The 15797-nt window shown below is 72.7% G+C and carries 2 protein-coding genes; one reads left to right on the forward strand and one right to left on the reverse strand.

The window, feature by feature from the left end; all coding sequences use genetic code 11:
• Positions 1-6: 6 nt before the first annotated feature.
• A complete protein-coding gene (locus F9C12_RS05110; RefSeq protein ID WP_409464965.1) occupies positions 7-13968 on the reverse strand; it encodes a type I polyketide synthase in 13962 nt (4653 codons plus the stop codon).
• Between the two features lie 471 nt (positions 13969-14439).
• Here F9C12_RS05110 and F9C12_RS05115 point away from each other — a divergent pair, with 471 nt between their 5' ends.
• Positions 14440-15465: a methyltransferase gene (locus F9C12_RS05115; protein WP_409464966.1), complete on the forward strand. Its 1026-nt coding sequence runs from the start codon at positions 14440-14442 to the stop codon at positions 15463-15465.
• Positions 15466-15797: the final 332 nt, after the last annotated feature.

Genomic DNA, 15797 nt, shown 5'->3' on the forward strand with positions numbered 1-15797 from the left:
GTCTGGTCAGTAGATGCCGAGTTCTTTGCCGATGAAGTCGAAGACTTCGTCGTCCGAAGACGATTCGAGCTTCTCCTCGACGCCGTCGCCGGCGTGGTCGTCTTTCGCTTCTTTCCATTTCGCCAGCACGACTTCGAGCCGGTTGGTGATCAGCGCGGACTCGTCCGCGGCGGCCAGCCCGTCGAGCAGGCCTTGCAGCTTGTCCAGTTCGGCGAGCACCGGGGCGACCGCGCTGGCCTCCGCGACCAGGCTCGTCCGCAGGTGCCCGGCGAGCGCGGCCGGAGTCGGGTAGTCGAACAACAGCGTGCTGGGCAACGACATCCCGGTGCTCGAACCCAGCCGGTCGCGCAGTTCCACCGCGGTGAGCGAGTCGGCGCCGAGGTCGCTGAAGGACCGGTCGGCCTCCACGACCTCCTTCTCGTGCCCGAGGACGGTCGCCGCCTCGGCGCGCACCAGGTCGACCAGCAGCCGCTGCTGTTCGGCCTGGGAAAGCCCGGACAGCTTCCCGGCCAGCTCGTTGCCCGCGGCCGGGCCCGGCTCGCCGTCCCGGTTCTCCAACGCCTCGACGACGTCGGGAAGGCTTTCGATGAGCCGGCTCGGGCGGCGCAGGGTGAACGGCGGCGCGAACCGGCCCCAGTCCACGTCGGCGACGACCGTCAGGCTCTCGCCGCTGTCGAGGACCTGCGCCAGCGCGTCGACCGCGTGGCCGGGATCGAGCATGCCGAGCCCGCGACGGCTCAGCAGCGCCGCGTCCTCGGCGTCGGTCATGCCGCCGCCGCCCCACGGGCCCCAAGCCACCGAGGTGGCGGCGAGTCCGCGGGCGAGCCGGTTCTCCGCCAGCGCGTCCAGGTAGCAGTTGGCGGCGGCGTAGCTGGCCTGCATGCCGCTGCCCCAGGTCGCCGCGATCGAGGAGAACAGCACGAACGCGTCCAGTTCCATCCCCGCGGTGAGCCGGTCGAGCGCGGCCGCGCCGTCGGCCTTGGCCGCCAGCACGGTCGCCAGTTCCGTCAGGGAAATCTCGTCCAGCGGCGTCGCTTGCGCCACGCCCGCGGCGTGCAGGACCGCCTTCAACGGCGGGCCGTCGTGCCCGATCCGGGCCAGCACTCCGGCCAGCTCGGACTCGACAGCGGCGTCGCAGGCGAACACCTCGACCGCGGTGCCCTCGCCGGCCAGTTCGGCGGCCAGCGCCGCGGCTCCCGCCGCGCCGGCGCCGGAGCGGCTGGTCACCACGAGCCGTTCGACGCCGCGCTCGCCGAGCCAGCGGGCCACGTGCCCGCCGATCGCGCCGGTGCCGCCGGTGATCAGCGCGGTGCCGGACGGCGCGAACCGCCCCGCCGCGCCCTTGGGCGCACCGGCCCGGCCGAGACGACGGCCGAAGATCCCGTTCTCGCGGATCGCGAGCTGGTCTTCGCCGCCCGAGCCGGCCAGCAGCGCGCACAGCCGCCGCGCGGCCGGGTCGTCGAACTCGGCAGGCACGTCGATCATGCCGCCGCCGTGGTCGGGGTGCTCCAGCACCGCGACCCTGGCCACGCCCCATGCCTGCGCCTGCACCGGATTCCCGGCCGGCTCGCCGGGAAGGGCGGACACCGCGCCCCGGGTGAGGGTCCACAAAGGAGCGGGCAGATGCAGCGCGATCATCGCCTGGATGAGCGTCTGGGTCCCGGCCACGCCATGGGCCAGGTTCGGGAAGCCGGGCACCGGAGTCTCGTCCAGCGCCAGCAGCGACACCAGCCCGGAGACCGCGCCGTCGCCGACGAGGTCTTCGATCCGCGCGGTCATGGCCGCCACGTCGGTGCTCTCCGCCGCTTCCAGCACGCTCACCTCGGCGCCGTGCTCGGCCAGCACACGCGGAAGCTCATGCTCGGCCTGGTCCGGGGTGCGCACCACGATCCAGCGCCCGGACAGCGCGTGCGCGGCGGGCTCCGGGATCGGCGCCCAGCTCACGCGATAACGCCAGTCCGCGGTGGCCGTGCGGTCCTGTTCGCGTTTGCGCCAGGAGACCAGCGCGGGCAGCACCTCGCCGAGCTGCGCGCTGTCCTCGAGAGACAAGGTGTCGGCGAGCCCGGTCAGATCGCCGCTTTCCACCGCGGCCCAGAACTCGGCGTCCGCCGCCGAACCCGGCGCGACGCCCGGTCGCGTCTGCACGCCCTGCGGCCAGTAACGCTTGTGCTGGAAGGCATACGTCGGCAGCTGCACGCGGTTTCCCTGGGGAATCAGGGTGCGCCAGTCGACACTCACCCCCTGCACGAAGGCCCTCGCCAGCCCGGCGATCAGACCGGTGCCGTCCTTGCGCTGCAACGGCACGAACACCGCACCGGCCGGACCCAGCGCCGAGAGCGAACCATCCGGGCCGACCTCCAAGAACACCGAAACCCCTTGCGCGACAAGAGACTCCACCGCCGCCCCATACCGCACCGCACCCCGCGTCTGCTCCGGCCAATACTCAGCCTCGCAGTCCGAGACCAGCTCACCGGTGAGCGCACCCGCCCACAACACTTCCGGACGCTCATAGGTGAGCCCGTCAGCCACCCCGCGCAACTCCTCCAGCACCGGATCCATCGCCGCGGAATGGAACGCATGACTCACCCGCAACCGCCGAACCCGACGCCCGCGCTCCTTCCACAACACGACAAGCTGGTCAACCGCCTCGGCCTCGCCGGAAATCACCACCGACTCCGGCCCATTGACCGCCGCGATCGACACACCGTCAACCAGCGACTCCAGCACCTCGGCCTCCGGAGCGTTGACCGCCGCCATCGCACCACCCACCGGCAACGCCTGCATCAACCGCGCACGCGCCGCCACCAACCGACACGCATCCGACAGAGACAACACACCGGCCGCAAACGCCGCAGCCACCTCGCCGACCGAATGCCCGACCACCGCATCCGCACCGACCCCGGCCGCCCGCAACACCTCGAACAGGGCAACCTCGAACGCGAACAACCCGGCCTGCGCATACAAAGTCTGGTCGCTGCCCGGCGTCTCCGAATCCAGAACCACATCCCGAACCGAAACGCCCAATTCCAGCTCCAACAGACCCGAAACCCGGTCAAACACCTCCGCAAACACCGGACTCGACTCATACAAACCACGGCCCATGCCCGCCCACTGCGAACCCTGACCCGCAAAAACCAAACCCACCCGAACACCCGGATCCGCGACGCCCGAGACCACCGACCCGACGGACTCCCCCGCGACCAGACTGTCCAGCCCGCTCAGGAGATCGTCGCCGAACACGACGGCCCGATGGTCGAACACCGACCGCGTGGTGGCCAGCGACCACCCGACATCCACCGGATCCAGCCCACGCCCGACGACCCGCTCGCGAAGCCGACCCGCCTGCGCGAGCAACCCGTCCGCGCTGCGACCCGACACCACCCACACCGTCGGCTCTTCCGTCGCCGCGGCCTCGGCAGGATCTTCCTCGGGAGCTTCCTCGACGATGACGTGCGCGTTGGTCCCGCTGATCCCGAACGCCGACACGCCCGCCCGGCGAACCCGTCCCCCGGATTCCCAGGCCACGTTCTCCGTCAGCAGCTCGACCTGACCCGCCGTCCAGTCCACATGCGACGAAGGCGTCTCGACATGCAACGTCCGCGGAAGCTCCTTGTTCCGCAACGCCAACACCATCTTGATCACGCCAGCCACACCCGCCGCCGCCTGCGTGTGCCCGATGTTCGACTTCACCGAACCCAGCCACAGCGGGTCCCGCCCGGCCCGTTCCTGTCCGTAGGTCGCGAGCAACGCCTGCGCCTCGATCGGGTCGCCCAGCGGCGTTCCCGTGCCGTGCGCCTCCACTACATCCACCTCGGACGCCGACAACCCGGCATTCGCCAACGCCGCCCGGATGACCCGTTGCTGCGAAGGACCATTCGGGGCCGTCAACCCATTCGACGCACCGTCCTGGTTGATCGCCGAACCCGCCACCACAGCCAGCACCGGGTGCCCGTTGCGCCGAGCGTCGGAAAGGCGTTCCAGCACGAGCATGCCCGCGCCTTCGCCCATGCCCATGCCGTCGGCCGCTTCGGAGAACGCCTTGGACCGGCCGTCCGCCGCGATGCCGCGCTGGCGGGCGAAGCCGACCATTTCCCACGGCGTGGCCATCACCGACACGCCGCCGACCAGCGCCAGCGAGCATTCGCCGGTGCGCAGCGCCTGCCTCGCGGTGTGCAGTGCCACGAGCGACGACGAGCACGCGGTGTCCACGGTGAGCGCCGGGCCTTCGAGACCGAGCGTGTAGGAGATCCGGCCGGAGATGATGCTGGTCGCGTTGCCGCTGATCAGGTGGCCTTCGACCGCCTCGGCGCCGTTCTGCGCGGCCAGCTGCATGCTGACCATCGCGTAATTCGAGGAGTAGCCGCCGATGAACACGCCGGTGCGCGAACCGCGCAGCGCGACCGGGTCCAGTCCGGCGGATTCCAGCGCCTCCCAGGACAGTTCGAGCAGCAGCCGCTGCTGCGGGTCCATCGCCAGCGCCTCGCGCGGGCTGATCCCGAAGAAGCCCGGGTCGAACGCGGTGGCCTGGTGGAGGAAGCCGCCCTGGCGCGCGTAGGTGGTGCCGGGGTTCGCCGGGTCCGGGTCGAACAGCGCGTCCGCGTCCCAGCCGCGGTCGGCCGGGAACCCGGAGATCCCGTCGCCCCCGGCGGACAGCAGATCCCACAGCTCATCCGGGCTGTTGACGTCTCCGGGGAAGCGGCAGCTCATCGCCACCAGCGCGATCGGATCGTCGTCGGCGGCCGCCGCCGAAAGCGGTTCGGCCGGGCTCGCGGGCCGGGCGCCGAGCAGCGTGGTGCGCAGATGCTCGGCCAGCACCGCCGGGGTCGGATAGTCGAACATCAGCGTCGCGGGCAGCGGCACGCCCGCCGCGGCCGAAATCCGGTTCCGCAGTTCGACCGAGGTCAGCGAGTCGAAGCCCAGTTCGCTGAACGCGCGGCTCGGCTCCACGTCCTGCGGCCCCGCGTAGCCGAGCACGGCGGCCGCCTCGGCGCGGATCAGGTCCGTCAGCAGCCGGTCCTGTTCGGCGCGGGAGCGGCCCGCGAGGTCCTGGGCCAGTTCGCCCGCGTCGCGCTGGGCGCCGCCGTCGGCCTCGAGCCCGGCCTTCAGCCGCTGCGCGTCCGGCAGGTCGCGCACGAACGGCAGGTCCAGGATGGCGGCCTGTCCGGGCGCGGCGGCGAGCGCGGGCCAGTCCAGGTCCATCACGGTCAGCACGGTGTCCGGTCCGGCCATCGCCCCGGCCAGCGCCTTGACGCCCAGGTCCGGGTCGATCAGGACTTCCCAGTGGTTGCGGCGCAGCCGGGCGCGGGCGGCTTCGCTGGCCTGCGAAACACCGCCGCCGGACCAGGGTCCCCACGCCACCGACAGCGCGGGCAGGCCGCGCGAACGCCGGTTCTCCGCCAGGCCGTCCAGGTAGGCGTTCGCGGCCGCGTAGTTGGCCTGACCGGCTCCGCCGAAGGTCGCGGCGGCCGAGGAGAACAGCACGAACGCATCGAGCGGCAGCTCCGCGGTCAGCTCGTCGAGGTGCGCCGCGCCGCCGGCCTTGGCCGCCAGCGCACGGGCGAGCCGGTCGGTGGTCATCCGGTCGAGCACGCCGTCGTCCAGCACCCCGGCGGTGTGCATCACCGCGGTGAGCGCGGGTCCGTCGGCCCCGATCCGGTCGAGCACTCCGGACAGGTCGGCGCGCGACGCCGCGTCGCAGCCGGTGATCTCCACCGCGGTCCCGGCGTCGGCCAGCGTGGCGGCCAGCGCCGCCGCGCCTTCGGCCGAGGCACCGGAACGGCTGGTCAGCACCACCTTCTCCGCGCCGTGCTCGGCCAGCCAGCGAGCCACCCGGCCGCCGACCGCGCCGGTGCCGCCGGTGATCAGCGTGGTGCCGCGCGGCCGCCATTCCCGCTCGGCGGGCTGCGGCGCGCGCACGATGCGGCGGCCGAGAATGCCCGCGGGCCGCAGCGCCACCTCGTCTTCGCCGCATCCGGCGAGCACCGCGCACAGCCGGTTCGCGGTGCGCTCGTCGAGCACGGCGGGCAGGTCGATCATCCCGCCCCAGCGGTCCGGCTGCTCCAGCAGCAGCACCCGGCCGAGGCCGCGGGTCTGGGTCTGCACCGGCCGGGTCAGCACGTCCCCCGGCCCGGTGGCGACCGCGCCCGCGGTGACCAGCCACAGCGGCGCGGCGACCTCCGCGTCGGCCAGCGCTTGGATCAGCGTCGTGGTGCCCGCCAGCCCGCCCGGCACCACCGACGCTCCGGCGAGCGGGGTCTCGTCGAGCGCGAGCAGCGAGACCACTCCGGTCAGCGGCCCGGCGACCGCGGCCGCCAGTTCTTCCCGGGTGGCGGTGCCCGCGTCGACTTCGAGCTCGGCCACGTCCGCGCCGCGGGCGGCGAGCGCCCCGACGCACGCGCGCACCAGAGAGTCGTCGCCGTGCCCGGTCGGCACGACCGCAAGCCAGGTCCCCGTCAGCGGCGCGGGAGCCGGATCGGCGACCGGACGCCAGGTGACGCGGTAACGCCAGTTCCCGGTGACGTCCCGGTCCTGTTCCCGTCGCCGCCAAGCCGCGAGCGCGGGCAGCACCTCGTGGAAGGAACGCTGCGCGTCCGCCGCGAGAGCGCCGCCCAGCCGTCCCAAGTCTCCTTCCTCGACGGCAGCCCAGAACTGGGCGTCCGCGGCGGAGACAGCGCCGCCGCCGGACACCGGAGCGGGGCCGGACAGGCTGGACCCGGCCAGCCAGTACCGCTGGCGCTGGAACGCATACGTCGGCAGGTCCACCCGCTGTCCGGCGGGCAGCACGGCGGGCCAGTCCACCGCGGTGCCGCCGACATGCATTTGGGCCAGCGAGACCAGCAGCCGAGCGACGCCGCTCTGCTCCCGCTCCACCGTGCCGGTGACGACCGGAGCGCCCGGGACTGCCAGGTCCTCGATCGTCTCGGCGATGCCGGTGGTCAGCACCGGCTGCGGGGACACCTCGACGAAGGCGCGATGCCCGGCCGCGGCCAGCTCCCGGACCGCTTCGTCGAAGCGGACGGTGCGGCGGACGTTGGCGAACCAGTACGCGGCGTCGAGTTCCTCGCCGTCCATCCACCGGCATTCGACCGTGGAGAACAGCGGGAACTCGCCCGCCCGCGGCCGGATGTCCGCCAGGCCTTCGAGCAGCTCGTCCTCCAGCCCGGCGATCCCGGCGGAGTGCGCCACGAAGTCGGAAGCCGGGACGCGCCAACGCAGCACCCTGCGCGAAGCCAGTTCCCGTTCGAACTCGGCGAGCGCTTCGGTCTCGCCGGAGACCACCGTGGCGGCGGGCCCGTTGATCGCGGCGACCGCCAGCCGGTCCTCCCACCGCTCCAGCAGTTCCCGCACCGCCTCGGCGGGCATGACGACCGACAGCATGCCGCCCTCGGCGCCCAGCCCGGACAGCGCCTTGCCGCGGACCGCGACGACCTTGGCCGCGTCGTCCAGCGACAGGATCCCGGCGACGGTGGCCGCGGCGATCTCGCCCTGGGAATGCCCGAGCACGGCGCTCGGCGCGACCCCGGCCGCCGCCCACACCGCGGCGAGCGAAACCATCACCGCCCACAGCGCGGGCTGACCGACCTCGGCGCGGTCGAGATCTTCTTCGTTCCGCAGCAACTCGGTCAGCGACCAGTCCACGTGCGGTCGCAGCGCCCGCTCGCATTCGGCCATCCGGGCCGCGAAAACCGGCGAGGACGCCAGGAGTTCCCGGCCCATGCCCGCCCACTGCGCGCCCTGCCCGGGGAACACGAAGACCGGCTCGCTCTCCTCGGCCGCCGCCGAAGCGCCGACCACGACGCCGGGAGCGGACTCGCCGGCGGCCACCGCGGCCAGCCCCGAAGCCAGTTCCGCGAAATCGGCGCCGGTGATCACGGCGCGGTATTCGAACAGCGTGCGGGTCGACGCCAGCGACCACGCGACGTCCGCCGGGTCGAGACCGGGGCGGGCGGCCAGGTGCTCGGCGAGCCGGGCGGCCTGGGCGCGCACGCTTTCCGCGGTGCGACCGGAAATCGTCCACGCGTGCGGGCCCGCGGCGCTCTCCGGGTCCGCGGGGCTCTCCGGGTCCGCGGGGCTCTCCGGGTCCGCGGGGCTCTCCGGGTCCGCGGCGGCCTCCGGTTCGGGGGCCTCTTCCAGGATGATGTGCGCGTTGGTGCCGCTGACGCCGAACGACGAGACCCCGCCCCGGCGCGGACGGCCCTCGGCCTCCCACTCCCGCTGCGCGGTGAGCAGTTCGACCGCGCCCGCGGACCAGTCCACGTGCGGGGTCGGCTCGTCGGCGTGCAGGGTCTTGGGCAGCTGCTTGTGCCCCAGCGCCAGCACCATCTTCAGCAGCCCGCCGATGCCCGCCGCGGCCTGCGGGTGCCCGATGTTCGACTTGACCGAGCCGAGCCAGACCGGCCGGTCCCGCGGCCGGTCCTGGCCGTAGGTGGCGATGACCGCCTGCGCCTCGATCGGGTCGCCCAGCGACGTGCCGGACCCGTGCGCCTCGACCACGTCGACGTCCTGAGCGGACAGCCCGGCGTTCGCCAGCGCGGCGCGGATCACCCGCTGCTGCGAAGGACCGTTCGGCGCGGTCAGCCCGTTCGACGCGCCGTCCTGGTTGACCGCCGAGCCGCGGACCACCGCGAGCACCGGATGCCCGTGGCGGCGCGCCTCGGACAGCCGCTCCAGCACCACCATGCCCGCGCCCTCGGCGATGCCCATGCCGTCCGCCTCCGCGGAGAAGGACTTCGACCGGCCGTCCGGGGAGAGCCCGCGCTGCCGGCTGACCCAGACGAACAGGTCCGGAGTGGCCGACACGAACACGCCGCCGGCCAGCGCCAGCGAGCACTCGCCGAGCCGCAGCGCCTGGCTGGCCAGATCGACCGCGACCAGCGCCGAAGAGCAGGCGGTGTCCACCGTGACGGCGGGGCCTTCGAGCCCGAAGGTGTAGGACAACCGGCCCGACAGCACGCTCGTGGTGGTGCCGGTCAGCAGATGCCCTTCGATGCCTTCCTCCGCGCGGGCGCCGACGAGACCGTAGCCGGTGAAGCTGGCCCCCGCCCACACCCCGGTTTTGCTGCCCCGCAACGAGGACACCGGGACGCCGGCCCGTTCCAGCGCCTCCCAGGAGACTTCGAGCAGCATCCGCTGCTGCGGGTCCATCGCCAGCGCCTCGCGCGGGCTGATCCCGAAGAACCCGGCGTCGAATTCGGCCGCGTCGTAAACGAAACCGCCCTGCCGCGCGTACGAGGTGCCGGCGTGCTCCGGGTCGGGGTCGTAGAGCCGGTCCAGCTCCCAGCCGCGGTCCTGCGGGAACGCGCCGATCGCGTCGGTGCCCGACGCCAGCAGCTCCCACAGCTCCTCCGGCGACCGGACGCCGCCGGGGAAACGGCAGCTCATGCCGACGATGACCACCGGGTCGTCGCCGGGAGCCGCCGTCGCCCCCGTCGTCGCTGTCGCCACCGGAGCCGGTTCCGCGGCGCCCAGCAGTTCCGTGCCGAGGAAACCGGCCAGCGTGGTCGGGTTCGGGTAGTCGAAAAGCAGGGTCGCGGGCAGTTTCAGCCCGGTGGCGGCGCCAAGGCGGTTGCGCAGTTCGACCGCGGTCAGCGAGTCGAAGCCGAGTTCGCTGAACGCGCGGGAGGCCGGAACGGACGAGGGAGACGGGTAGTCGAGCACCGCCGCCGCTTCGGTCCGGACCAGGGAGACCAGCAGCCGTTCCTGCTCGGCCGCGGACAGTTCGGCGAGCTGCTGCTTCAGGGAGCCGCTCGCCTGCTGGTCGGCCGCGGCCTCGCCGGCGGTGAGGGCGGTGCGCACCTCCGGCAGGAGTTCCAGCAGCGGGCTGGGACGGCGCAGGGTGAACGGCGGGGCGAACTTCGCCCAGTCCACGTCCGCCACGGTGACCGCCGCTTCGCGCGCGTCCATGATCCGCGCCAGCATCCCGATCGCCCGGTCCGGGGCCAGCGGCGACAGGCCGCGGCGTTCGAGCTGCGCCTGGTCGGCGGCGGAGTTCATCGCGTCCGCGCCCCACGGCCCCCATGCCACCGAGGCGGCCGGGAGCCCGGCGGCGACGCGCGCCTCGGCCAGCGCGTCGAGCCGGGCGTTCGCCGCGGAGAACCCGGGCTGCCGCCCGCCGCCCCACACCGCGGCGACCGACGAGGTCAGCACGAACGCGTCCAGGTCGAGGTCCGCGGTCAGTTCGTGCAGCCAGGCCGCCGCGCCCGCCTTGACCGCCAGCACCGCGTCCAGTTCGGCCGGATCGGCGTCCTCGATCGGCCGGTCGTCGATGAGTTCTTCGGTGTGCAGCACCGAGGACAGCGTCGAACCGAGCCCGGCGACGACCGCGGCCACCTCCGGCCGCGCCCCGGTGTCGCAGGCCACGATGTCGACCGCGGTGCCCGCCGCCGCCAGCTCCGCGGCGAAAGCCGCCGTCTCGCCCGCGTCCGGACCGCGCCGCCCGGCCAGCACGACGCGCGACGCGCCCCGGCCGGCCAGCAGCCGGGCGACGTGCCCGCCGATCTTGTCCGCTTCCCCGGTGATCAGCGCGGTTTCCCTTGGCGTCCAAGGCGTTTCTTCTCCGCGCGGCGTGGCGGCACGCAGCAGCCTGCGCCCGAGGACCCCCGTCTCGCGAATCGCGACCTGGTCCTCGCCGCCGGGCACGAGAAGCGCCGTCAACCGCTTCGCGGCCCGGCCCGCCAGCGTCTCGGGCACGTCCACGAGCCCGCCCCAGCGGTCGGGATGTTCGAGCGCCGCGACCCGGCCGAGTCCCCAGAGACCGGCCTGTGCGGGATTCTTCGGAGCCTCGCCGGGAACCGCCGCGACCGCGCCGCTGGTGACAGTCCACAATGGAGCTTCGAGCCGCCGGTCGCCGAGCGCCTGAACCAGGGCGACGGTCTGCGTCAGGCCGTGCGTCTCGTCCAGCGAGAGCAGCGAAAGCACGCCCGGCAACTCGTCGTCCGCCACCAGCGCGGCGATCTCGCCGCGATCCCCGGCGCCGTCCGGCAGCTCCAGGGTCCGCGTCTTCGCACCCGCGTCCGCCAGTGCGTCGCGGCATTCCCGTGCGAGCGGGTGCCCGGACTGTCCCGCCGCCGTCACGACGAGCCAGGTCCCAGCGAGCCGCACCGGCGCGGGCTCCGCGACGGGCACCCAGCTGACCCGGTACCGCCAGTCCTCGCCCGGCGTTTCCGCACCGCTGCGCCGAACGGCGGGAAGTTCGTTGTTCAGCCAGTAGCGCTGGTGCTGGAACGCGTACGTGGGCAGCTCGACCGGCGTCCCGACCGGCAGGATCTCGGCCCAGTCCACCGCCAGTCCGTGCACGAAACCCTCCGCGAACGCCGTCAGCAACCGCTCCGCGCCCGCGTCGTCCCGCTCGACCGTCCCGACCGCGACAACCCCGGAAACCCCGGCATCCTCAGCAGTTTCGGTGATCGACGCGGTCAACACCGGATGCGGCGAAACCTCCACAAAGGAATCGAAACCATCCGCCAGCAACGCCCGAGTCGCACTCTCGAACTGCACCGTCTGCCGCAAATTCCGATACCAATAACCGGCATCCAGCTCCTCGCCCGACACCCAACCGCCCGTCACCGCCGACATCATCGGCACCCGACCAGCCCGCGGCACAATCCCGCCGAGTTCGTCAGCCAGCACCGCCTCCAACGGCTCCACCGCCGCCGAATGCGCGACAAAATCCGTCTCCGGAACCCGCCACCGCAACACCTTCCGCGACGCCAGCTCCCGCTCAAACTCCGCCAACGCCTCCGGATTGCCCGACACCACCGTCGCCGCAGGGCCGTTCACCGCCGCCACCGACAGCCGATCACCCCACCGCTCCACCAACTCGGCCACCGAACCGACCGGCGCGACCACCGACACCATCGACCCCTCAACCGACAACCCGGACAAGCCGCGGGACCGCGCAGTCACCACCCGAGCCGCGTCCTCCAGCGACAACATCCCCGCCACCGTCGCCGCCGCAACCTCACCCTGCGAATGCCCCACCACAGCCTCGGGTTCGACACCCGCGGCCTCCCACACCGCAGCCAACGACACCATCACCGCCCACAACAACGGCTGCACCACCGCCGCCGAGCCCAATTCCCCGGACCCCACCAGCACTTCCCGCGGAGACCAGTCCACACAGGACTCCAACGCACGCGCACACTCCGCGAACCGCCCCGCAAACACCGGGCTCTCATCCAGCAACGCGCGACCCATACCAGCCCACTGCGCACCCTGACCGCCGAACACAAACACCGGACGCACACCAGAACGCGCCACACCCTGCACCGCCACACCCGACAGCAGAGAATCCCGGTCCCCGCCGACCGTCACCGAACGATGCTCAAACGAAGACCGCGTCGCCGCCAGAGACCAACCCACATCCACCGGATCCAACTCCGGACGCGCCCCAACCCACGCCGCCAACCGATCCCGCTGCGCCGCCAACCCGTCCGCCGAACGCCCCGACACCGGCCACGCCGTCGCCTCGCCCGCCACCACCGCGACGCGCTCGACCGCCACCGGCAGCTCGTTCTCCACCGCGTCCACATCGTCCGCAGCGTCCACATCGGACACCTCGGCGGACTCGGCGGTCTCGTGCCCAGCCGGAGCTTCCTCGAGAATGACGTGCGCGTTGGTCCCGCTCATCCCGAACGACGACACCCCCGCCCGCCGGACCCGCTCCCCCGGCTCCCACGGCACCGGTTCGGCCAGCAGCCGCACCTCGCCCGCCGACCAGTCCACGTGCGGGGTCGGCTCGCCCACGTGCAGCGTCCGCGGCAGCTGCCCGTTCCGCAGTGCCAGCACCATCTTGATCACCCCGGCCACCCCGGCCGCGGCCTGCGAGTGCCCGATGTTCGACTTCACCGAACCCAGCCACAACGGCCGTCCCTCCGGCCGCTCCCGGCCGTAGGTCGCCAGCAGCGCCTCCGCTTCGATCGGGTCGCCGAGCGTGGTCGCGGAGCCGTGCGCCTCCACCACGTCGACGTCGGAACCCGACAGCCGCGCGTTGGCCAGCGCGGCGCGGATCACCCGCTGCTGCGAAGGACCGTGCGGCGCGGTCAGCCCGTTCGACGCGCCGTCCTGGTTGATCGCGCTGCCCCGGATCACCGCGAGCACCGGATGCCCGTGGCGCCGCGCGTCGGAAAGCCGTTCCACCGCCAGCACGCCGGCGCCCTCGGCCCAGCCCGAACCCTCCGCGTCCGCGCTGAACGAACGGCAGCGCCCGTCGGTCGACATGCCCCGCTGGCGCGAGAAGCCGACGAACACGCCGGGCCCGGAGATGACCGTGACCCCGCCGACCAGCGCCAGCGAGCACTCGCCGGAGCGCAGCGCCTGCGCGGCCAGGTGCAGGGCCACCAGCGAGGAGGAGCACGCCGTGTCCAGCGTCACAGCCGGGCCTTCCAGCCCCATCGTGAACGCCACGCGTCCGGAAAGGACGCTCGTCGACACCCCGGTGACGAGGTGGCCTTCCGAACCGCCGGCCTCGGCCGCCGGGTTGGCGCCGTAGCCCTGGTTGTAGGCGCCGGCGAACACGCCGGTTGTGGTGCCGCGCAGGGAATCCGCCGGAATGCCCGCCCGCTCGACGGCCTCCCAGGCCACCTCCAGGAAGAGCCGCTGCTGCGGGTCCATCATCAGCGCTTCGCGCGGGCTGATCCCGAAGAACTCGGCGTCGAACCCGGCCGCGTCGTAGACGAAGCCGCCGTGCCGGGCGTAGGAGGTGCCCGGACGGTCCGGGTCGGCGTCGTAGAGGCTCTCCAGATCCCAGCCCCGGTCCTGCGGGAACTCGCCGATGGCGTCGGCGCCCTCGGCGAGCAGCTGCCACAGCGCGTCGGGGCTGTGCGCGCCGCCGGGGAACCGGCAGCCCATGCCCACGATCGCGATCGGCTCCTGTGCGCGCTGCTCGACGTCGGCGAGCTGACGACGGGCCTGCCGCAGGTTGGCCGTCACGAGTTTGAGGTAGTCGCGGAGCTTGTCTTCGTTCGCCATCTGGTCCCAACCTCGCCTGACTACCGGGGATCTGTCTCTTGCGCACTGCAGCGCCGCGGCGGGGCGGCCGCGGCGGAATAACAGACGGATACGCGGGCGCACCCCGAACGGGCGCCCGCACCGTGCGGCCCAGCGCATTTCGGTGCCGCGGGTCGAAATCGGCTTCGGTGACCGGAGAGTCCCGCGAGGTTCACGCCGCCGGCCGGGACCCGCGCGCCGCCGCGACCCGGCAGCGGCGCGCACCCGGAAACTCGAGAGCACCAGTCATGGCCTCAGCCTCGTCTCCGGCCGGGAAAAAGCGCAAGGCCGCGGAAGTTGTTCAACTGCCCTTTCCGTGCGGCTGAACGACTTCCGGGCGCGCGGGCGGTTGAACGCCCGCCCCCGCGACCCCGGTTCTCCTAGTGTGCACAGCACGCCAGCCAATGCACGAGCCTGCCAATCCAACGAGCCAGCCGGGGAGAGCCAAGGGCCATGGAAGTGTCACTGCTGAGTCATGTCATGGGATCGATCTCGTCGGCCGCGATCGGAGCCGTCGCCCGCCTCGGCATCGCGGACGCGCTCGCCGACGGGCCGAAGACCGGAGCCGAGATCGCCGAAACGATCGAAGCCGACCCGGTCTCGCTGGAATCGCTGATGCAGGCGGTCGCCGCGCTGGGGATCTTCACCGTCGACGAGAACCGCCGCTACGCCAACACCGCCGCCTCCGAGCAGCTGAAGTCCGACCACCCGCAGTCCATCCGGCACCTCGCGTCGCTCATCTGCGGCCTCTACGGACAGGCGGCCGCGGGCGGGCTCGCGAAGGCGGTCAAGGACGGCACCGCGGTGATGCCCGCCGCGTTCGGGGTCTCGCTGTACGAGTACCTGGAGAACGACGCCGAGACCTCGCGGATCTTCGATCTCGCCATGCAGGACTGGTCCCGCCCGATCGGCGTCGTGCTGGCCGAGCACGTGCCCTTCGAGAACGTCCGCGTCGTGGTCGACGTCGGCGGCGGCAACGGCGCGCTGCTCAAGACGATCCTGGCCGCCCACCCGCACCTGCACGGCGTGTGCGTGGACCGGCCCGACACCTGCCGGCGCGCGGAAGCGGACCTGCGGGCCTCCGGCGACGAGGACCTCAAGCAGCGCCTCTCCTACCGCCCGGCGGACATCCTGAAGGAAATCCCCGAGGGCGGCGACCTCTACCTGATCAAGAACGTGCTGCACGACTGGAGTTCCGAGAGCAGCGTGCGGATCCTGTCGAACATCCGCACCGCGATGGCCGCCGGCGACGACCCGACGCTGCTGGTCATCGACCCGCTGGCCGAACACGATTCCGGCGCGGCGTTTCGCAACGTGATCAAGATGGTGGTGGGCGAGACCCACGCCCGCGAGCGCACCGAGGCCGACATCCGCCGCGAAGCCGCGGACGCGGGCCTGCAGGTCGAGTCGATCATCCCGTGCCCGGCCGACCTCAGCGTCGCCACCTGCAAGCTGGCCGCGGCTCCGGCCGCGGTCTGATCCGCACGCGAAGAACGCCACGGGCCGGGCGCCCGTGGCGTTCTTTCGCGTCCGCCGCCGTTTTCGCGGTTGTCCGGTCCCGTTTCCCGTGGTGTCCGGTTGTTGTCCGGTTCCGTTCCCCCTGGTGTCCGATTGTTATCCGGTCCCGTTTCCCCTGATGTCCGGTCGTCGTCCGGTTCCGCTTTCTTTCCCCACCCCGGAACGGAAACGCGCTTCCCCCTGAACCCGAACATCCGGACACCCCGCCTCCGGGCGCGATTTCGCGGCACGCACCAGAAAAAGCGGCTTCCCCGCCGCACCGGCGGGGAAGCCGCGAGGTCCTCTCCCGGACC

It is taken from the genome of Amycolatopsis sp. GA6-003, from assembly GCF_046267895.1.
Lineage (GTDB): Bacteria > Actinomycetota > Actinomycetes > Mycobacteriales > Pseudonocardiaceae > Amycolatopsis.

Bases quoted from the DNA above. Each gene is read 5' to 3' on its own strand.
- F9C12_RS05110 (WP_409464965.1), bottom strand. From the start codon at position 13,968: ATGGCGAACGAAGACAAGCTCCGCGACTACCTCAAACTCGTGACGGCC.
- F9C12_RS05115 (WP_409464966.1), top strand. From the start codon at position 14,440: ATGGAAGTGTCACTGCTGAGTCATGTCATGGGATCGATCTCGTCGGCC.